20 protein-coding genes are annotated in these 19,966 nt (G+C 60.9%); 9 read left to right on the top strand and 11 right to left on the bottom strand.

What is annotated here, in order from left to right:
- Nucleotides 1–2,872, bottom strand: a 2,872-nt coding sequence (locus tag CKW29_RS06320) for a VCBS domain-containing protein (RefSeq protein WP_256584832.1), incomplete at its 3' end; no start/stop codon positions are given.
- A 355-nt stretch (nucleotides 2,873–3,227) separates the two neighbouring features.
- The gene (locus CKW29_RS06315; RefSeq protein ID WP_095148104.1) at nucleotides 3,228–3,515 is read right to left on the bottom strand and encodes a PilZ domain-containing protein; all 288 of its coding nucleotides are present in this window, start codon (nucleotides 3,513–3,515) and stop codon (nucleotides 3,228–3,230) included.
- 263 nt (nucleotides 3,516–3,778) lie between these two features.
- Here CKW29_RS06315 and CKW29_RS06310 point away from each other — a divergent pair, with 263 nt between their 5' ends.
- Nucleotides 3,779–4,384, top strand: coding sequence for a response regulator transcription factor (locus tag CKW29_RS06310; protein WP_256584831.1), 606 nt, complete (start codon nucleotides 3,779–3,781; stop codon nucleotides 4,382–4,384).
- A gap of 91 nt (nucleotides 4,385–4,475) precedes the next feature.
- Here the strand turns inward: CKW29_RS06310 and CKW29_RS06305 are convergent, their stop codons facing one another.
- Nucleotides 4,476–4,958: a cupin domain-containing protein gene (locus CKW29_RS06305; RefSeq protein ID WP_095148102.1), complete on the bottom strand. Its 483-nt coding sequence runs from the start codon at nucleotides 4,956–4,958 to the stop codon at nucleotides 4,476–4,478.
- A 396-nt stretch (nucleotides 4,959–5,354) separates the two neighbouring features.
- Here CKW29_RS06305 and dusA point away from each other — a divergent pair, with 396 nt between their 5' ends.
- Nucleotides 5,355–6,356, top strand: coding sequence for a tRNA dihydrouridine(20/20a) synthase DusA (dusA, locus tag CKW29_RS06300; protein ID WP_095148101.1), 1,002 nt, complete (start codon nucleotides 5,355–5,357; stop codon nucleotides 6,354–6,356).
- A 177-nt stretch (nucleotides 6,357–6,533) separates the two neighbouring features.
- Complete coding sequence (gene tal, locus CKW29_RS06295) at nucleotides 6,534–7,460, top strand: transaldolase (RefSeq protein ID WP_095143147.1); 927 nt, start codon at nucleotides 6,534–6,536, stop codon at nucleotides 7,458–7,460.
- Nucleotides 7,461–7,590: 130 nt separating this feature from the next.
- On the opposite strand, the gene rssC is transcribed toward tal, so the two are convergent.
- Both rssC and rssB read right to left on the bottom strand, forming a co-directional pair.
- On the bottom strand, nucleotides 7,591–8,073 hold the full coding sequence (gene rssC / locus CKW29_RS06290) for an anti-sigma factor antagonist RssC (protein ID WP_095082307.1): 483 nt from the start codon (nucleotides 8,071–8,073) through the stop codon (nucleotides 7,591–7,593).
- The gene (gene rssB / locus CKW29_RS06285; RefSeq protein WP_095082305.1) at nucleotides 8,070–9,254 is read right to left on the bottom strand and encodes a two-component system response regulator RssB; all 1,185 of its coding nucleotides are present in this window, start codon (nucleotides 9,252–9,254) and stop codon (nucleotides 8,070–8,072) included. The genes rssC and rssB overlap by 4 nt, the downstream gene beginning before the upstream one ends.
- Nucleotides 9,255–9,530: 276 nt before the next feature.
- Between rssB and CKW29_RS25715 the strand changes: the two genes are divergently transcribed.
- Entirely contained in the window at nucleotides 9,531–9,671 is a 141-nt protein-coding gene (locus CKW29_RS25715) for a hypothetical protein (RefSeq protein ID WP_159950247.1), read from the top strand.
- A gap of 60 nt (nucleotides 9,672–9,731) precedes the next feature.
- On the opposite strand, the gene CKW29_RS06280 is transcribed toward CKW29_RS25715, so the two are convergent.
- On the bottom strand, nucleotides 9,732–10,421 hold the full coding sequence (locus tag CKW29_RS06280) for a VacJ family lipoprotein (RefSeq protein ID WP_095148100.1): 690 nt from the start codon (nucleotides 10,419–10,421) through the stop codon (nucleotides 9,732–9,734).
- A gap of 187 nt (nucleotides 10,422–10,608) precedes the next feature.
- Between CKW29_RS06280 and CKW29_RS06275 the strand changes: the two genes are divergently transcribed.
- Both CKW29_RS06275 and CKW29_RS06270 read left to right on the top strand, forming a co-directional pair.
- Complete coding sequence (locus tag CKW29_RS06275; protein WP_095143145.1) at nucleotides 10,609–11,229, top strand: phosphatase; 621 nt, start codon at nucleotides 10,609–10,611, stop codon at nucleotides 11,227–11,229.
- Between the two features lie 123 nt (nucleotides 11,230–11,352).
- Nucleotides 11,353–11,616 (top strand): DUF4404 family protein, encoded by a 264-nt coding sequence (locus tag CKW29_RS06270; RefSeq protein ID WP_095082301.1) that lies wholly within the window; start codon nucleotides 11,353–11,355, stop codon nucleotides 11,614–11,616.
- An 86-nt stretch (nucleotides 11,617–11,702) separates the two neighbouring features.
- Here the strand turns inward: CKW29_RS06270 and queF are convergent, their stop codons facing one another.
- Nucleotides 11,703–12,533 carry an NADPH-dependent 7-cyano-7-deazaguanine reductase QueF gene (queF, locus tag CKW29_RS06265; RefSeq protein WP_095148099.1) on the bottom strand — a complete coding sequence of 277 codons (831 nt, stop codon included), beginning with the start codon at nucleotides 12,531–12,533 and terminating at the stop codon, nucleotides 11,703–11,705.
- A gap of 61 nt (nucleotides 12,534–12,594) precedes the next feature.
- Nucleotides 12,595–13,140, bottom strand: a complete 546-nt coding sequence (locus tag CKW29_RS06260; protein ID WP_095148098.1) for a plastocyanin/azurin family copper-binding protein — start codon at nucleotides 13,138–13,140, stop codon at nucleotides 12,595–12,597.
- Between the two features lie 155 nt (nucleotides 13,141–13,295).
- Between CKW29_RS06260 and CKW29_RS06255 the strand changes: the two genes are divergently transcribed.
- From CKW29_RS06255 to CKW29_RS06245, 3 genes are all read left to right on the top strand, one after another.
- Nucleotides 13,296–13,976, top strand: coding sequence for a heavy metal response regulator transcription factor (locus CKW29_RS06255; RefSeq protein ID WP_095148097.1), 681 nt, complete (start codon nucleotides 13,296–13,298; stop codon nucleotides 13,974–13,976).
- The gene (locus CKW29_RS06250) at nucleotides 13,976–15,334 is read left to right on the top strand and encodes a heavy metal sensor histidine kinase (protein WP_095148096.1); all 1,359 of its coding nucleotides are present in this window, start codon (nucleotides 13,976–13,978) and stop codon (nucleotides 15,332–15,334) included. Before CKW29_RS06255 ends, CKW29_RS06250 begins: the two co-directional genes overlap by 1 nt.
- Before the next feature lie 115 nt (nucleotides 15,335–15,449).
- On the top strand, nucleotides 15,450–16,619 hold the full coding sequence (locus tag CKW29_RS06245; RefSeq protein ID WP_095143139.1) for an IS4 family transposase: 1,170 nt from the start codon (nucleotides 15,450–15,452) through the stop codon (nucleotides 16,617–16,619).
- Nucleotides 16,620–16,667: 48 nt separating this feature from the next.
- On the opposite strand, the gene CKW29_RS06240 is transcribed toward CKW29_RS06245, so the two are convergent.
- From CKW29_RS06240 to CKW29_RS06230, 3 genes are all read right to left on the bottom strand, one after another.
- Nucleotides 16,668–17,912: a lipoprotein-releasing ABC transporter permease subunit gene (locus tag CKW29_RS06240; protein WP_095143138.1), complete on the bottom strand. Its 1,245-nt coding sequence runs from the start codon at nucleotides 17,910–17,912 to the stop codon at nucleotides 16,668–16,670.
- A 63-nt stretch (nucleotides 17,913–17,975) separates the two neighbouring features.
- Nucleotides 17,976–18,659 (bottom strand): lipoprotein-releasing ABC transporter ATP-binding protein LolD, encoded by a 684-nt coding sequence (gene lolD / locus CKW29_RS06235; protein ID WP_177452397.1) that lies wholly within the window; start codon nucleotides 18,657–18,659, stop codon nucleotides 17,976–17,978.
- 7 nt (nucleotides 18,660–18,666) lie between these two features.
- Nucleotides 18,667–19,917, bottom strand: coding sequence for a lipoprotein-releasing ABC transporter permease subunit (locus CKW29_RS06230; RefSeq protein WP_095148094.1), 1,251 nt, complete (start codon nucleotides 19,915–19,917; stop codon nucleotides 18,667–18,669).
- Nucleotides 19,918–19,966: the final 49 nt, after the last annotated feature.

Genomic DNA, 19,966 nt, shown 5'->3' with positions numbered 1-19,966 from the left:
CCCGCGTGGCTGCGCCGTTGCCTTCGTTCATCGCACCGGTCGTGTCGGTGATCGTCAGTGTCGGCTGGTCGTTGGTGCCGGTAAGGGTGATCGTCACCGTCTGCGTCGCCGAGACCGCGTTAGCCGCGCCGCTGTCGTCGCTGGCCACCACGGCGTAGGAGAAGCTGATGGTTTCGCCGGCGCGCAGGAAGTCCAGGTTTTGGCTGCTGCTGTAGTTCCAGCTGTCCTGATCGACCGAGAAACCCGCCACCAGCGCCGCGGCCTGCGCCGCGTCGAGGGTACCGCCGCTCCAGGCGATGTCATTGTTGGAGGTCTGGCTGACGGTCACTACGTCATTGCTGTCCAGATCGGCGAAGCTCAGCGCACCGCTGTCGCTCAGCGTGGCTGCGGCGTTGCCTTCGTTCATTGCCCCGGTCGTGTCGGTGATCGTCAGTGTCGGCTGGTCGTTGGTCCCGGTGAGGGTGATCGTCACCGTCTGTGTTGCCGAGGTCGCGTTAGCCGCGCCGCTGTCGTCGCTGGCCACCACGGCGAAGGAGAAACTGATGGTTTCGCCGGCACGCAGGAAGTCCAGGTTTTGGCTGCTGCTGTAGTTCCAGCTGTCCTGATCGACCGAGAAGCCGGCCACCAGCGCCGCGGCCTGCGCCGCGTCGAGGGTACCGCCGCTCCAGGCGATGTCGTCGTTGGAGGTCTGGCTGACCGTCACCACATCATTGCTGTCCAGGTCCGAGAAGCTCAGCACACCGCTGTCGCTCAACGTGGCTGCGCCGTTGCCTTCGTTCATCGCACCGGTCGTGTCGGTGATCGTCAGTGTCGGCTGGTCGTTGGTGCCGGTAAGGGTGATCGTCACCGTCTGCGTCGCCGAGACCGCGTTAGCCGCGCCGCTGTCGTCGCTGGCCACCACGGCGTAGGAGAAGCTGATGGTTTCGCCGGCGCGCAGGAAGTCCAGGTTTTGGCTGCTGCTGTAGTTCCAGCTGTCCTGATCGACCGAGAAGCCCGCCACCAGCGCTGCGGCCTGCGCCGCGTCGAGGGTACCGCCGCTCCAGGCGATGTCGTCGTTGGAGGTCTGGCTGACGGTCACTACGTCATTGCTGTCCAGATCGGCGAAGCTCAGCACACCGCTGTCGCTCAGCGTGGCTGCGGCGTTGCCTTCGTTCATCGCCCCGACCGTGTCGGTGATGGTCAGCGTCGGCTGGTCGTTGGTGCCGGTAAGGGTGATCGTCACCGTCTGCGTCGCCGAGGCCGCGTTGCCCGCGCCACTGTCGTCGCTGGCCACCACGGCGTAAGAGAAGCTGATGGTTTCACCGGCACGCAGGAAGTCCAGGTTCTGGCTAGTGCTGTAGTTCCAGCTGTCCTGATCGACCGAGAAGCCGGCCACCAACGCCGCGGCCTGCGCCGCGTCGAGGGTACCGCCGCTCCAGGCGATATCGTCGTTGGAGGTCTGGCTGACCGTCACTACGTCATTGCTGTCCAGGTCCGAGAAGCTCAGTGCACCGCTGTCGCTCAGCGTGGCTGCCGCATTGCCTTCGTTCATTGCACCGGTCGTGTCGGTGATGGTCAGCGTCGGCTGGTCGTTGGTCCCGGTGAGGGTGATCGTCACCGTCTGTGTTGCCGAGGTCGCGTTAGCCGCGCCGCTGTTGTCGCTGGCTATCACGGCGTAGGAGAAGCTGATGGTTTCGCCGGCGCGCAGGAAGTCCAGGTGCTGGCTGCTGCTGTAGTTCCAGCTGCCCTGATCGACCGAGAAGCCCGCCACCAGCGCTGCGGCCTGCGCCGCGTCGAGGGTACCGCCGCTCCAGGCGATGTCGTCGTTGGAGGTCTGGCTGACGGTCACCACATCATTGCTGTCCAGGTCGGCGAAGCTCAGCACACCGCTGTCGCTCAGCGTGGCTGCCGCGTTGCCTTCGTTCATTGCCCCGGTCGTGTCGGTGATCGTCAGTGTCGGCTGGTCGTTGGTCCCGGTGAGGGTGATCGTCACGTCCTTGGTCACCGTCGCCCCGAAGTCGTCGGTCAGCGTCACCGTGAACACTTCGGTCTTGATCTGGCCCTCGGCCAGGTACTGCGCCGCGCTGTTGCTCAGCGTATAGGTCCAGCCCACGCTGCCCGCAGCGTCGCCTGTGCTCTCGTCGCTCACATTGGCTACCAGCGTACCCAGCGTACCGGTCGGCGCGCTCACGCTGGCCACATGTGCATCATCGGCCAGGTCCACGTCGCCGAAGGCGAAGCTGCCGCTGGCCACCGTGGTGCCGTCTTCGGCCACCGCACCGCTTTCGACCTCTGCCGCCGTCACCGTCGGCGCGTCATTGGTGCCGGTGATGGTGATGGTCACATTCTGCGTTACCGACGAACCATGACCATCGCTGATGGTGACCCGGTAAGTTTCGGTCACTGCCTGTCCCTGGGCCAAGTACTGCGCCGCCGCATTGCTCAGGTTGTACGTCCATTGCACCGAACCGTTGGCCTCGTTCGCGGCTTCGCTTACCGGCGAGAGCGCGAACGTACCAAGATAAGTGATGTTGTCCCCCGCCGGCGCGAACGTCGCCGTGTGCGTGTCGCTCAGGTCGACGTCGTTAAAGGCAATCGTGCCGCTGGCCGTCGGCGAGTCGGTCGTGCTCGCCGTGCTAACGGCGTCTTCGGTCACCATGCTGGCCTGCGCGCCGATGCTCATCGTCACACCATCATTCACGCCCGAAAACTGCACCGTCGTGGTGGCCCAACCGAGCGTTCCGTTGCCGAGACGAATCGCATAGGTAAAGCTGTCCGTCAGGAGCTCGCCAGCAGCAAGCGCCTGGAGTTGTATCTTGAAAGCACCCGACAAAGTAGCGGCGTCGTAGCCGACCTTACCGTCCGAGGTGATCCAGATCTTTGCACCATTCAAACTGGTGTCAGAACTCGTCGCCTCAGCCCTCGCCGTATCCTGGGTCAGGAGGTCGGCCGGAGCATAAGTCTTGGTGGCAGTAGAAAGACTGTCCGCGTTGTCGAGTGACCAGAGTGTCTTCGCGCTGCCGCCGAGGTCATTAGACATGACGTCCCAATACACGACTCCCAGCAGATCTTCAGTGGTGGTGAAGATGTCATCCTTCGCCTGGGGCGTGTTGGAAAACGAGGTAACGGTTCCGCCGCTGGTAGTAGTGGTGCTAGCCATGTCTTTCTCCCAAGAATGTCACTCCGAGTAAAAAACCGCTGTGGCCGCTAACCGCCACAAGCCGATTCTTCCTCAACCCACGAACAGCTCACTCCACCGGCACCAGCCGGCTGGCCAGCAGCTTCACGCCCGCCCCGGTCCTGCCGCCCTGTGGCTCAATGCGCACGATTTGTCCTTGCGCCTTGAACTTCATGGGGCCGCCGGGGGTGTCGAGTTCGATCTCGAAGTCAATCAAGCTACCCACCTGCTGCTCGCTATCGGTTTCGAAATACAAACCGGAGGCGCTGATGTCACGGGTGACACCTTCGCTCCCGCCGGTCAGTTGCAGCGACAGGGTGACTTGTTCACGGGGCTCAGTTCGGTATGCGTCTTTCATGGTTGCAGTCTAAAAACGACCACTGTTTTTTACATGAGCGCGCTATCCCTTTTTTCTGGGAGTCAATCCCCCATGAAAACAGTGTTTTATGGGACAAATGTCATGGGAGGGGCTGCCTGAAGCGCTATAGAAAAAAGCGACAGGCTGCAACGATTGCTATCATGAGCAGCTAACACAACCCGCCTAAAGAGGCAGCATCCCGCATGCCAATTCAAGTCCAGTTAGTCGCTCTACCGCTCGTGGCCTGGGGCCTTGAGCGTCTGGTGGAAAGCGCTCAACCGAGGTTGGCGCTGCTGGGTTCGGCGGCGTCGGTGGCGCAATACCTGCTTTCGCTGCACCAAGACGCGCCAGATGTGGTGGTGCTGGACCTGGACGGCGAGGACTGTATCGAGTCGCTGGCCGACTTGCACAGCCAGACCAAAGCCAGGATTCTGGTGGTGACAGGGTCGAGCGACGTGGCGCTGCATGACCGTGCGGTGCTGGCGGGTGCACGTGGCGTGGTGGATAAGCGGGAGTCGGCATCCGCATCCACATTGCTCAAAGCCATAGAAAAAGTGCATGACGGCGAACTCTGGATTGACCGCAATGCGACCAGCCGTATCTTTCTTGAACTGGCGCGCAAGAAAGCCGAGCGCGATAAAGACCCGGAGCAGCAAAAAATCGCCAAGCTAACGCGCCGCGAGCACCAGACCATTGCATCGCTGGCCAGCGACCCCTCCGCCCCTGGCAAGTTGGTGGCCGAGAGGCTGCACATCAGCGAGCACACGCTGCGCAACCATTTGACATCGATCTATAGCAAGCTGGGCCTGACGAACCGCATAGATCTGTACGCCTACGCACACAAGCATGGGCTTTCCACAGCCGACTGAGGACTGCGGCAACACGCCGGGCGTGTTGCCGCAGTCAGACCTTGTCCCGAAACTCCAGCTAACCGGCTACCCATTCAGGCGAGAACGCTCGCTACATCTTGCTGTTCCTGGGGTCGTCCGCCGGGTTGAGGTAGGTGATCCCCCAAGGCCCCGTGCCGTGGAGTTGGAGTACGGTTTCCTGTTCTCGGCTGGCGCCATACATCGACATGCCGACGGGAATGATCAGGGTGTCGCCCGGGTGATAGGCTTTGGCCTGTGCCGAATCGAATTTGTCGCCGGTGGCGAAGTAGAAAGTGCCCGAGATAACGGTTACGCGTTCGGTCACGGGATGGGTATGCACGCCGATTTTCGTATTTGCCGGCAGCTTCAAGCGCAGAGTGAAGGGCTCGGCGGCTTTCAGATCACCTTCAATCACTGCGATCATCGCACCGGGCCCCACCGACGGTGCCGCTGTCCACTTGAGTTCGGATGGGGTGGCGGTAATCAAACCCGCTCCCTCGGCCTGGGCTGCAGATGCCATGAAGGCTGCGCTGAGCAAGGCCAGAGAAACAGCGACAGCTTTGTGGGAGCTCATCATGGTTTCCTCGTGCTTGGGGGCTGTGGGTGTATCGCAGCAGAGGCAAACATCGCTTCAACACACCGTATTAATGATCACGGTAGCCGAATGTTGGAGCGCGGATATAACCAATCTGAACAGCCCTATAATGCAATGGTATGGAGTGTGAGCTGTACGCAGGATGGGTTGAGCGCAGCGATACCCCTGTCATTCGACTCGTGCCCGCCAAGTTAGCTGTCTCGATAGGCGAATATTCAGCGCAGCCCCTATCGCAGAGCACTGCGCTGTTCGCTGCCTGGCATCCTCCAATCCTGATAAACTCTCGTCTTTGTTCCACCTGCCAATTTCTCTAGCCAAGCCCAGTCCGCTGTTCATTTCTGTGCCCAGCTGAAAATGCAATCCAAAGACACCCCAATGCCTCTAGATCTCGCTCCAACCACCCATCCAGCCCTCTCCCGCCGCTTCAGTGTGGCCCCGATGATGGATTGGACCGACCGCCACTGCCGTTTCTTCCTGCGCCTGCTCTCCCGGCATGCGCTGCTCTACACCGAAATGGTCACCACGGGCGCCCTGCTCAACGGCGATCACGAGCGTTTCCTGCGTCACGACGAGGCCGAGCATCCGTTGGCGTTGCAGTTGGGGGGTAGTGTTCCGCTGGATCTGGCGGCCTGCGCGCGCATGGCGCAAGAGCACGGTTATGACGAGGTGAACCTCAACGTCGGCTGTCCGAGTGATCGGGTGCAGAACAATATGATTGGCGCGTGCCTGATGGGGCATCCGCAGTTGGTGGCCGATTGCGTGAAGGCGATGCGCGACGCGGTGTCGATTCCGGTGACGGTGAAGCACCGGATCGGGATCAATGGCCGCGACAGTTATGCCGAGCTGTGTGATTTCGTCGGTACGGTGCGAGATGCCGGCTGCACCAGTTTTACCGTGCATGCGCGGATTGCGATTCTCGAGGGTTTGTCGCCGAAGGAGAATCGGGATATTCCGCCGCTGCGGTATGACGTGGCCGCGCAGCTAAAGGCGGATTTCCCGGAGCTGGAGATCATTCTCAACGGCGGGATCAAGACGCTGGAGGCCTGCCGCGAGCATTTGCAGACCTTTGACGGGGTGATGCTGGGCCGCGAGGCGTATCACAACCCTTATGTGATGGCCGAGGTGGACCAGCAGTTGTTCGGCAGCACTGCGCCGGTGATTAGCCGCGCTGAAGCGTTGGCGCAGTTGCGACCGTATATCGCTGCGCACCTGGACGCGGGTGGCGCGATGCACCATATCACCCGGCACGTGCTGGGCCTGGGCACCGGGTTTCCGGGGGCACGCAAGTTTCGCCAGCTGCTGTCGGTGGACATCCACAAGGCCAAGGAGCCGCTGGCGTTGCTGGATCAGGCGGCGGCGCTGCTCGAGGGGCGCTGACCGTCGTTTGTATTGAACCTGTGGTCTGTTTCGACATCGTAGTTAACGGATAGCGCCGGGCCTTTCAAACACCTGTTTCCAGGTAGTTGCCGCCCAGGCCGTTGTTACGCATTCGCGCCCTTGAGTGGCTGTCAGCGCTCGGGTAATGTCAACAGACCCACAGGATAGAGCACGCTCATGACTTCCAAGCTGGAACAACTCAAACAAATCACCACCGTCGTGGCCGATACCGGCGACTTCGAGGCTATCGCCCGCGTTAAACCGGTGGATGCCACCACCAACCCGTCCCTGCTGCTCAAGGCGGCCGCCATTCCTGCTTATGCCGAGCTGCTGAACGCCTGCGTCCATGACTGCAAGGGCGATGTCGGCCTGGCCAGTGACCGCTTTGCTGTTGCGGTGGGCCAGGAGATTCTGAAAGTGATTCCGGGGCGTGTTTCCACCGAAGTGGATGCGCGCCTGTCGTTCGACACCGACGCGATGCTCAAACGCGCGCACCGCCTGATCGAGCTGTACGACAAGGCCGGCATTGGCCGCGACCGCGTGCTGATCAAGATCGCCTCCACCTGGGAAGGCATTCGCGCCGCCGAGCAACTGGAAAAGGAAGGCATCCAGACCAACCTGACCCTGCTGTTCTCCTTCGCCCAGGCGATTGCCTGTGCCGAGGCCGGTGTATTCCTGATTTCGCCGTTCGTGGGCCGCATCTACGACTGGTACAAGAAGGCCAACGGCAACGACTACACCGGCGCCGATGATCCGGGCGTGCAGTCGGTGACGCGCATCTACAACTACTACAAGGCCAATGACTACAAGACCGTTGTCATGGGCGCGAGCTTCCGCAACCTCAATCAAATCGAGCAACTGGCCGGCTGTGATCGCCTGACCATCAGCCCGGACCTGATCGAGAAGCTGGCGGCCGACACCGGCAAGCTGGAACGCAAGCTGGCACCAGGCCACGCCGGTGAAGCGCGCCAGAGCCTGACCGAAGCGCAGTTCCGCTGGGCATCGAATGAAGACGCGATGGCGACCGAGAAGCTGGCCGAAGGCATTCGCCAGTTCGCGCGGGACCAGGAGAAGCTGGAGGCGCTGTTGCAGGCCAAGTTGTGATTCAGGCCTAGCCAGTGCAAAAAGGGCGAACCCTCACAGGTTCGCCCTTTTTTGTACGCTGATTTTTCAGGCCTGCTACGCAGCCCAGCGGGAGCAAGTTCCCTCGCCACAGGCACTCAGTTATCTGAGATCAGTGACGCTCCAGGGCATTCACCAGGTCGTGGAACGCTTCGCGGTTGGAGTCGTTCAGGCCCATGAGGATCTTGTGTGCCTCAAGCACCTTGATCCGCACCACTTCTTCGGACTGGTCCTGGTCTGGCAGGTCGGTCAGGCACTCAGGGCATGGCACCGGCCGGTCAACGATGTTGAACACCTGCTCGAAGCCCATGGACTCCAACAGACGGGTGATGTCTTCGTGGGTGGTGACGACCGTCGGCAGCAGGCCGACCTTTTGCCGCGACATGATCGACAGCTTGGCCAGCAGGCCCAGCGTGGTGCTGTCGATGCTGCGGGTTTCGGTCAGATCGATCACGATCGCGTTGAAGTTCAACGCGGTGAAGATCCGCTCTATAGTCGCATCCAACGCCGAACACAGGGTCAGGCGAACTTCACCGACGAACTTCAGGACGAAGGTGCCGTCCTGCTCGGCGAACTGGATTCTACCGGTACTCATTGAAGATTCCTGCTCAACACTAACAGGGCGATATCATCCGGCATCTCCCCTAGCGTGGCCAATCCAAAAACCTGCCGCAGACCGTCCAGGCTGCCGCCCGCCGATCTCACCCGTTGCGGCAAGGCGGCTTCTTTTTCTTTGAGTGTGGGTTCTGGCAAAAGGTCCAGAATACCGTCGGACATCAGCGTCAGGCTGAACACCGGCGGCAGCTTGATGACGTGGTCTTCGTAGGTGGCTTCGTTGAACAAGCCCACCGGCAGACCGCGACCCTCGAGGTAACCCACGCTGTCTGGCGTGTACAACACTGGCAACGGCAGGTGTCCGCCGATGCTATAGGTCAACAAACCCGTCTCCTCGTCGATGACGCCACCGACCATCGTGACATGTTTGCCCAGCTTACAGCTGATCAGGCCCCGGTTGATATGGCCGAGGACTTCTGAAGGGGTGAATTCCGGCAAGGTGCCATTACGCTTGGATTCAAACAGCAAGCGCGTGGTCATGAACTTCAGCAGCACCGTGACGAATGCCGAGGACGCGCCGTGCCCCGAAACGTCCGCCAGGTAGAAGGCTACCCGACGCTCGTCGACCCTGAAGTAGTCGACAAAATCGCCCGACAGGTACAGCGACGGAATGATCTGGTGGGCAAACTTGAACTCGTCGATCGCCCAAGGGCTGACCGGCAGCATGTTCATCTGCACCTGACGCCCGGCGTTCTGGTCTTCCTGCAACAGGTTGAGGCTGGCTTCGAGCTCGCGATTGGCGGTTTCGAGCTTGGTGCGATAGCGCTGGTTTTCCACCAGCAGTCGCGCGCGGTCCAGCGCCCGGCGTACCGAGTGCTCGAGCACGGCCAGGTCTTCCAGCGGCTTGATCAGGTAATCCGCCGCGCCCAGGCGCAAGGCTTCGACCGCGTCGTTCATCACGCCGGCACCGGATACCACGATCACCGGGGTTTGCGGCGAAAGGTCGGTCACCTGACGAATGAGTTCGAGCCCGCCCATCTGCGGCATGCGCAGATCGCAGATCACGAGATCGGGTTGATTTTGCTCGAATACCGCGAGCCCCTGCTGGCCATTGCTGGCCTGAAGGACGCTGAACCCACTGTCTTCCAAATAGGCCGCGAGACTCGCGCGCACTACTTCGTCGTCATCGATTATCAGCAGCGTGGCACTGGTTTTTTGCATGTGGGCAAACGGCGCCAGAATTAGGTTGGCGTAGCTGGCGGGGCAATTGGCCCGGCGCACACTACTGGATTCGCTTTCTAGCCTCTCTGTTGCACTGCTTTCGAGCATTTGCCCTACACACGTGTTCATCAGAGGTGCCCTTCTAAGGCGCAGACGGTACTCCCATCCGCGAGGTGTTTCAAGCTTGCGCCGATGGTCATCCGGCGTCTTTGCGTTGCAAATCACCAGGAGTTATAAGAACGGTTAAATCCGCGACACAATGGAAGGATCGTCCCCATGAGCCAAACCGGTCGTGGCTACCGTGAAAAGCGCGATTTCAGCCGCATGCGATGGATGCGGAGGCAACCGGGTCTTGAAGCCGATACCGAGATGGCATGGTTCAAGGGGGACAATACCGGCGACTTCACAATGAATTGAACGACGATTCAGACAAAGAAGGCGGCCATCAGGCCGCCTTCCTGTCATGCCGGAGTCGATTCAGAAATCGTCTTCAACCTGGCCGTCCTTGACCTTGAATTCACGGTTTTGCAGGTAGGCATTACGAATGAACACGTACTTGTCGCCGCTGATCAGCTTCTCGCTCGACAACAGGCTGGCGCGGGTGTCGATCACGTCCATGCCGATCGCCATGTTGCGCGCCGGAATGTCGTTCATGTAGCGGTAAGGCTGGGCATAGCCGTCGATGTACTTGGACGGCGCATCACGCAGTGTGCTCGGACCGAAGAACGGCAGCATCACGTAAGGACCGCTGGGCGTGCCCCAATAGCCCAGGGTCTGACCGAAGTCTTCGTCGTTGCGCTGCAGGCCCATCTTGGTGCCCACATCGAAAAAGCCGGCCAGGCCCAGGGTGGTGTTGAGCATCAGGCGCGCGGTGTCGACACCCGCGGCGTGTGGCTTGGCCTGCAGGATGTCGTTGGCCAGGTTGCCGACGTCACCGATGTTGCGGTACATATTGTGAATGCCGTCTTCAAGGAACTGCGGCGTGATGAATTGGTAACCCTGTGCCAAAGGCTTGAGGGCATAGGTGTCCAGCACATCGTTGAAGGTGTAGATGGGGCGGTTGATGCTTTCCCAAGGGTCTTCTTCGGTGGCCGCCTGGGCAGCGAACGGGACCAGCAAAACGCCGGCAAACACACATACTCGAGCCAGGCAATTGCTCCAGCGCATAGACGCAAACTCCTTGGTTGGTACTGGCCCGACTCGCAAAACCCGGGCAATAAGCCGCCTAGTATAAGACGGATGCCCGCTTTCAGGGAAATCACCTACAACTCATCAGCCTATAATCAGGCCCTTTTTTGTCACTCAACTGTCACTCTGTTGCCTTAACCTCTCTGATTATTTCAGGGATGTAATAATGCCCCACGCTCAGACAGTCCCACACCCCATCCCCCACCCCACCGCCATACTCTTCGGCCTGAGCGGCTGCCTGGTGGATTTCGGCGCCCGCACCCGACACGACGGCGCCAACTGCACCCGGCACGCACAACCAACACCTGGGGCCGAGCAAGCGCTGCTCTCCCTGCAACTGCAAGGCATTCCCTGTGCCTGGCTCGAGGAGTTGCCTCCCAGACAAAGCCAGGCACTGGCCGTCTCGCTGCCGGACTGGATCATTGCCAGCCCGCGCACCCCGAGCGTCGGCCAGTGGCCCGCTCCCGATGCCTGTTGGCAAGCCCTGATGACGCTCAATATCGATCGCCTGGACGGTTGCGTGCTGGTCAGCGGTGAACCGCGCCTGTTGCAATCGGGCCTCAACGCCGGACTCTGGACCATCGGCCTGGCGTCCTGCGGTTCATTGTGCGGGCTGGCACCGAACGAATGGCATGCCCTGAGCCAGCAGGAACGCGAACTCAAACGTGGCAAGGCGACCCTGCAACTGTTCGGCCTGGGCGTGCACTCGGTCATCGATCACCTGGGCGAACTCGACACCTGCCTGTCGGACATCGGCCTGCGTCGACGCAAGGGCGAGAAGCCCTGATCGGTCATTGTTGATCAAGATCATGCACTTCGCTCGCCAGTGGATTAATCTAAAGGCCAGACGTAGACCTTTGATCCACGCTTGCGGTCTATGCCAGTGCCTATCGATAAAAGGAAAGACGTCATGCCTGCCCGCGAACTGCAAGAACAACTCACTACCCTGCGCGAGCAACTGGAGCAGAACCCGCCGCTCACGCAGGAAGAACGTGACCACCTGCTGGAACTGATGCAGAAAATCGAAGCGCAGATCAAACTGGAAAGCGCCACACAGGACAGCAGCCTGTCCGATGGCGTGAACCTGGCCGTAGAACGCTTCGAACTCGACCACCCGGCGCTGGCCGCGACCTTGCGCAACATTGTGCAGACCCTGGGCAACATGGGGATCTGACCCCAACGCATGCAAAAAAGCCCCGCCAGCGATGGTGGGGCTTTTTCGTTTTTTCAGCCTGGACTACGATCGCCCACGCTAAATCTTCATTGACGGACCAATCTATGGTTCGGCAGTTGCACGTCCTCAGTACTGCGGTACGGGTTGATGTCCAGCCCGCCACGGCGCACATAACGCGCATACACCGTGAGTTTTTCCGGCTTCAACAAGCGCTGCAGGTCAAGGAAGATCCGCTCCACGCACTGCTCGTGGAAATCCGAGTGCTGGCGGAAACTCACCAGATAGGCCAACAGGCTGGCGTGATCCAGTGCCGCGCCACGGTACTCCACCGCCACGCTGCCCCAGTCCGGCTGGCTGGTGACCGGGCAGTTGGATTTGAGCAGATGGCTGTGCACGCTCTCTTCAACGATACGCGAAGCATCACAACGCAGCAGTTCCGGGCGCGGATGCTCGTAGTTGCTGACACTGATATCCAGGTCATCGATACACACGCCCGGCAAGGCCACGACACCCTCAGCCTGCACCTCGTCCAGACTACGAATGCGCACGCCCACCGGCTTACCAGCGGCGGCCGACAGGTCGGTCGCCAATGTGGCTTGCAGTGTCTGGGTGTCGACGAACGGTGTCTGGTTCAGCGAGTTCAGGTACAGCTTGAAGGACTTGGACTCGATGATATTCGGCGAATCCGCCGGAATACTGAACTCGCCAATGGCCACCACCGGCTTGCCCGATGGCAGCAGCCAGGACAGTTCAAAGCAGTTCCAGAAATCCACGCCCTTGTACGGCAGGGTGTCGGCCGTCAGGCCCAGCTCGGCCCATTTCGCGGTGCGCGGGATCGGGAACAGCAAGGACGGCGTGTAGGTGGCGATGTATTCGCTGGACTTGCCCAGCGGCGAGTGTTCGGCTGCGGGATGCATGGCGGAAACCTGACTGAAGAATCAGCCGATTCTATCAGCCTTTGCTCCCGCCTTTGAGTGCTTACTGACTGACCGTCAGTTTGCCGACCATACCGGCCTGATAATGGCTGGGGATATTGCAGGCAAATTCCAGGCTGCCGGCCTTGCTGAAGGTCCAGGTCAGCTCGGCGGTCTTGCCCGGCTCTACCAGCACGCTGTTTGGATCGTCATGCTTCATCGCGCCATGGTCCATGCCGGCCATCGAGCCATGGCCCATGGCCGCGTGATCCATGGGTGCTGTCTTCATCGCGGTCGGGGTGAGCATGCCGCTTTGCTGCATTTTCAGCATTTCGGCCTGATGCTGGGCATGCATGGTCACGTCGCCCAGGTTGAACTCGTGCAGCAACTGGCCTTTATTGATCAGCACAAAACGCACGGTCTCGCCGGCCTTGATCTGCAGGGCCTTGGGGTTGAACGACATATCGCCCATGACGATTTCAACGGTGCGCGTGGCCTTCGCCGCCGGGGCCGGCGTGCCGAACCCGTAGGTCTGTGCCAGCGCGGAAAATACCGGAAAACTCAACACCAGCAAGCAGCCAGCCAGTACCAGTCGATTACGCAAAAACATGATTACACTCCAACAAGATGAGGTTCAGCCTGTGGGAAACTCTAGTGTCCCGCCGCTGCCAAGCAGCTGACAAGCAGATTACAACTTTGTAAGGTTGGGCTGATCGACCGCCCGCCACGGTATAACGCACCCGTGCCATCCCACTCGAGTCGCCCATGAAACTGCTGATCGTCGAAGACCAACCGAAAACCGGCCACTACTTGCGCCAGGGCCTGGCCGAGGCCGGCTTCAACGCCGAACTGGTGGCCGATGGCAATACCGGCCAGCATCTGGCCCTGACTGGCGACTACTCGTTGCTGATTCTCGATGTGATGCTGCCCGGCCGCGACGGTTGGCAGATCCTGCAAGCCGTGCGCAGCGCTGGCCTGGAGATTCCGGTGCTATTCCTCACCGCGCGGGACGCGGTGGAAGACCGGGTCCACGGCCTGGAACTGGGCGCCGACGATTACCTGGTCAAACCCTTTGCCTTCTCCGAACTGCTGGCCCGGGTGCGCAGCCTGTTGCGTCGCGGCAGCGCCACGCCGCAGGAAACCAGCCTGCAACTGGCCGACTTGCGCCTGGACCTGATTCGCCGACGGGTCGAGCGCAACGGCCAGCGTATCGACCTGACCGCCAAGGAGTTCGCCCTGCTGGAAATGCTCCTGCGCCGCCAGGGCGAAGTGCTGCCTAAATCGCTGATCGCTTCCCAGGTCTGGGACATGAATTTCGACAGTGACACCAATGTGATTGAAGTGGCGATCCGGCGCCTGCGCTTGAAGATCGACGATGACTTCCCGAACAAGTTGATTCATACCGTGCGCGGCATGGGCTATGTGCTTGAAGAGCGGCCAGCCTGATGCGCCGCCTGTCCCTGGGCTCGCGCCTGGCCCTGCTGTTTGCCGCCTGCACCGCAGTGGTTTCGCTGTTTGCCGGCGTACTGTTCAGCCGCGCCAGCGAAGCGCATTTCATTGAGCTCGACCAGCAACTGCTCGACGGCAAGCTGATCGCCCTGCGCAGTGCACTGCAGGGCGCCGACGATCCCGTACTGTTTGCCGAGCGCAAAACACAATTGCAGGATGAGATGAGCCACCAGACCGACCTGGCGTTGCGCGTGCGTGGCGCCGACGGCGGCCTATGGTTCGACAGCAGCCCGAACCTGCCCACCGACCTGCCCGCCCAGCCCGGCCTCCATACCGTGCAAAGCGCGGGCACGGCCTACCGGGTCTACAGCGCGCCGCTGCAGCCGGAACGGGCCGACTCCGCACAACTGACACTGTTGCTCGACATCACTCACCATCAGCACTTCCTGCAACGCATGCAGCACTTGATCTGGCTGACGGTGAGCCTCTGCGCGCTGGCCACTGCACTGCTCGGCGCCTGGGCCGCGCGCAGCGGGCTGCGGCCATTGCGGCGCATGAGCGAAGTCGCCGCCGGCGTCTCCGCCAGCTCCCTGACCCAGCGCCTGCCTGAAGACCAGATGCCCGCCGAGCTCGCGGAACTGGCCCACACGTTCAACGCCATGCTCGGCAGGCTCGATGATTCGTTCCAGCGACTGTCGGCGTTTTCCGCCGATATTGCCCATGAGCTACGCACGCCGCTGTCGAACCTGCTGACCCACACCCAGGTCACCCTGACCCGCCCCCGGGGCCTGGAAGACTATCGCGAAGCCCTGCACAGCAACCTCGAAGAACTGCAATGGATGGCGCAACTGGTCAATGACATGCTGTACCTGGCCAAGGCCGACCACGGTTTATTGATGCCCAAGCGTGAACCACTGCAACTGGGCGATGAGGCGGATCTGCTGCTGGAGTATTACGCGCCACTGGCCGAAGACGCGCAGGTCCGACTGACCCGCCACGGTGACGCGCCCATCCGAGGCGACCGCAGCATGCTGCGCCGCGCCCTCTCCAACCTGCTGGACAACGCGCTGCGCTTTACCCCGCCACAGGGCGCGGTTGAGGTACGGATTGTCGATGGCGACAAGGGACTGCAACTGAGTATCGAAAACTCCGGGGAAGGCATTCCCGCAGCCTTGTTGCCGCGCCTGTTCGACCGTTTCTATCGCGCCGACCCGGCGCGCCGTGAAGGCAGCAGTGAACATGCCGGGCTGGGACTGGCGATTACCCAGTCGATCATCCGCGCCCATGGCGGAACGATTCGTTGCGAATCAGGCCCAGGCTGGACGCGGTTTGTGATGGAGTTGCCCCGCACCTGATCGTTCCCACGCGGAGCGTCACTAGTGTCCGGTAAAAACCGAAGGGGGAGCTTGCTCCCCCTTGCTGTTGGCGGCCTTCGGTCATAATCGGATATTTCAGACTCGATTTTGACTCATGTTTTCCAGCACCCGCTTAGGCCAACTGCTCAGTGCGATCCCGCGCCCGTACTTCCAGCAATCCATCGAAACGCATCGGGCTGATCACTACGTCAAACGCTGTACGTCCTGGCAACTGTTGGTGACATTGATCAGCGGCCATCTGACCCAAGCCTTGAGCCTGCGGTCCCTGGCGACTTTCTCCGAGACTCTGGCTGCGCATAGCTACCATCTGCAGGCCGGTCCCATTGCTCGCTCGACACTGTCGGATGCCTTGAACAAGCGTGACTACCGGCCGTTTCAGGACCTTTGCGAACTCCTGTTACGCGGCGTCAGTCACCAGCAGCGCAAGGCAGTCGGCGCCATGGTCAGCTTAATTGACTCCACGTCCATTACCTTGCGCGGACCTCACTTCGATGATTGGACTGCCGCGACGAAAACCCGCATTACACAAGGTCTCAAAGTGCATGTAGGGCTGGATCTGGCGCAGTTGGCCCCGGTCTACGTGAACATTACTCACGCCAACGTCAACGACCTGAGTGACGCGTTGGACATGCCGATTCAGGCCGGCATGACCTACGTCTTTGACAAGGGCTACTGCGATTACAACTGGTGGCACCAGTTGCAAACCAAGGGGGCTCTGTTCGTTACCCGGTTGAAGAAAAACGCCAATATCAAGGTGCTGCACGAGCACTCAAATGTGGCTGAGCACAGCGTGGTCATGACCGATGAAGTCATACGGTTCGGCAAAAAGCACCTAGGCGGCAAACGTCTGAATGACTACTGGGAAGAGCCGGTAAGGCGTGTCGTGGTTGCACGCGAGGGGCATGCAACGCCGCTGATCCTGGTGACCAACGACTTCGCGAGAACCGCTGAAGAAATCGCTGATTTGTACAAAGATCGTTGGAAAATCGAGCTGTTTTTCAAGTGGATCAAGCAACATCTGAAACTCAAACGCTTCTATGCCTTCTCCGAAAACGCCGTGCGCCTACAGATCTACAGTGCCTTGATCAGCTACCTGCTGTTGCACCTTTTCCAGCGCCGCTCAGGGTTTCCCGGCTCGTTATTTGAACTGACGGTTCGCATCGCTCATGTCCTGCATGAACGGCCTGCTACCCAAGAATTCAAAGACCGACGAAGGCAGGAGCGAGAAAAGCTGAAGGCTGCCCAAGGCAGCCTTCAGCTATGACACATGTTTACCGGACACTAGTGACGCGGAGCGTGGGAACGATCAGCCTTACGAATAACGCAACGCGTTCGCCGGTTCGGTTTTCGCCGCACGCCAGGCCGGGTAAAGGGTGGCCAGGAAGCTCAGGATAAAACCGGCCGAGCAGATCAACACCACATCGGCGCCCTGCAACTCCGAGGGCAGGTTGCTGACGAAATACACGTCGGAGCTGAAGATGTGCTGGCCGCTCACCCGCTCCACCCAGCCCACCAGCGCACTCACGTTCAGCGCCGCGAGCACCCCAAGGGCGCCGCCGATCAGCGTCCCGACGACACCGATCACCGTGCCCTGCACCATGAAGATCGCCATGATCTGCCGCGGCGTGGCGCCGATGGTGCGCAGGATCGCAATGTCCGCGCCCTTGTCGTTCACCACCATGATCAGGGTGGCGATGATGTTGAACGCCGCCACGGCCACGATCATCAGCAGCAACAGGCCGATCATGGTCTTTTCCATTTTCATCGCGCTGAACAGGCTGCCCTGGGTATGGGTCCAGTCATCGGCCTTGTAGGCGCTGCCCAGGCTTGCCGCGATATCGCTCGACACCTTGGGCGCGGCATACAGGTCTGTCACCGCCAGGCGCACGCTCTGCACCTGATTCGGCTCCCAGCGCTGCATTTGCGCGGCGTCGGCGACATGGATCAGGGCCATCGAACCGTCCAGCTCGGCACCGACCTTGAACACCCCCACCACGTTCAACCGCTGCATGCGCGGCGTGATCCCACCCGGTGCGGTGCTGACCTCCGGCACGATCAGGGTAATCCTGTCACCGACGTTCAAGCGAAAGCGCCGTGCGGTGATTTCACCCAGCACCACGCCGAACTCGCCAGGCTTCAAGGCATCTAGACGGCCCTGCACAATGTGCTGGGCGACGATGGACACCTTGCCTTCCTGAGCCGGATCAATGCCACTGATCTGGATCGGCTGCATCGACCCCTTGTAGGACAGCATGCCTTCCATTTCGGTGAACGGTACGGCGGCGGTCACTTGCGGATTTTTCATCGCGGCCGCTGCCACCGGCTGCCAGTCGTCGATCGGCTTGACCCCGACGATAGTGGCGTGGGGCACCATGCCGAGGATGCGCGAACTCATTTCGCGCTGGAAGCCGTTCATCACCGACAGCACCACGATCATCGCCAGCACGCCCAGGGCGAGGCCGATCATCGAGGTCATCGAGATAAACGAAACAAAGCGATTGCGGCGCTTGGCGCGGGTATAGCGCGTGCCGATAAAGATCGATAACGGTCTGAACATTCGCTGGGGCACCGTATAAAAATAAAAGACCCGGTGCCGCTTCAGGCACCGGGTTTCAACCCATCAGATGGGCGTCAGAAAACCTTCCTGCAAGTGCAGGACACGGTCCATCTGGCGCGCCAGGTTCATGTCGTGGGTCACCACCAGGAACGCCGTGCGCATCGAGGTGCTGAGTTCCAGCATCAAGTCCTGGATGCCCTGGGCCGTGTGGGAGTCGAGGTTGCCGGTGGGCTCGTCGAGCATCACCAACCCGGGGTTGTTCACCAGGGCACGGGCGATGGCCACGCGCTGACGCTCGCCACCGGACAGTTCGGCCGGCTTGTGCTCCAGGCGATGGCTCAGGCCTACCCGCTCCAGCAACGCCGTGGCGCGCTGACGGGCCTCCGGGATCGCGGTGCGGCCGATCAACAGCGGCATGCAGACGTTTTCCAGAGCGGTGAACTCAGGCAGCAGGTGGTGGAACTGGTAGACGAAACCCAGGGAGCGGTTGCGCAACAGGCCACGTTTCTTTTCGTTGAGCGCCGACAGTTCTTCGCCGGCCAGCCAGACGCTGCCCTCGGTTGGCGTGTCGAGACCGCCCAGCAGGTTGAGCAAGGTACTCTTGCCCGACCCCGAAGTGCCCACGATCGCCACGCGTTCGCCGGGGTGCAGTTCCAGCTGCAAACCGTTCAGCACCACCACCGACTCCGGGCCTTCCTCGTAGGACTTGCCCAGGTTGCGGCAACTCAAGATTGCTTTATCACTCATGCCCGACTCACTCATAACGTAGCGCCTCCGCCGGCTGGGTGCGCGCAGCACGCCAGGCTGGATACAGGGTGGCGAGGAAACTCAGGACCAACGCCGCGCCGCAGACCATCAACACATCCTGGGCCTGCAACTGCGAAGGCAGGTAGTCGATGAAGTACACGTCAGCGTTAAGGAATTTGTGCCCGATCAGGCTCTCGAGGGCGGCGATCGCGGCGCTGACATTCAGCGCGGCAAACATGCCGACCACCGCGCCGATCGCCGTGCCAACCACGCCGATCACCGTGCCCTGGACCATGAAGATCGCCATGATCTGCCCCGGCGTGGAGCCCAGGGTACGCAGGATCGCGATGTCGCCCTTCTTGTCATTGACCACCATCACCAGCGTGGAAATGATGTTGAACGCCGCCACGGCAACGATCAGCAGCAACAACAGGCCGATCATGGCTTTTTCCATGCGAATGGCCTGATAGAGGTTGCCGTGGGTGCGGGTCCAGTCACGGGCATAGAAACGGTCGTCACCCAGTTGCTGGGCGATGCTCCACGCCGTGCGCGGCGCCTGGAACAGGTCGTCGAACTTCAGGCGCAAGCCCTGGATCTGGTCCGGCTTCCAGCGATGCAGTTTCGACAGGTCCTGCAGGTTGGTAACCCCCAGGTAGCCGTCGATCTCGCCGGCGCCGACGTGGAAGATGCCGACCACGGTAAAGCGCTTCATGCGCGGGAACATCCCGGCCGGCGTCACCGTGACCTCGGGGGCGACGAAGGTCAGCTTGTCGCCGACACCCACGCCCAGCTTGGCCGCGGCCTTGTCACCGATCACGATGCCGAAGCTGCCCGGGGACAGGTCGTCGAGTTTGCCCTGCTGCATGAAGTTGTCGATGATCGACACCTGCCGCTCCAGCGCAGGATCAATGCCATTGAGCAACACCTTGGAGACCTGGCCGTTGTTGGTCAGCAACCCCTGCATCTGGGTGAACGGCGCAACGGCCAGCACCTGCGGATTCTGCTTGACCTTGGCGGCCAGGCCTTGCCAGTCGTTGATGGCTTCACCGGATTCGATGGTCGCATGGGGCACCATGCCCAGCACGCGGGTGCGCATCTCATGATCGAAGCCGTTCATGACCGACAGCACCACGATCATCACGACCACGCCAAGGGCGAGCCCGATCATCGAAGTCAGGGAAATGAATGACACAAAATGATTGCGACGCTTTGCACGGGTATAACGCGTGCCGATAAATACGAAGAGTGGTCTGAACATGTCGGGGCTTGTTCGGAGGGAAAAGGAACGTCCTTGTGGCGGGGGTCGA

Source organism: Pseudomonas sp. Irchel s3a18 (assembly GCF_900187535.1).
In the GTDB taxonomy this organism is placed as follows: domain Bacteria; phylum Pseudomonadota; class Gammaproteobacteria; order Pseudomonadales; family Pseudomonadaceae; genus Aquipseudomonas.
The sequence above is the reverse complement of the archived record's forward strand: the minus strand, read 5'-3'. Positions and strand labels throughout refer to the sequence as shown.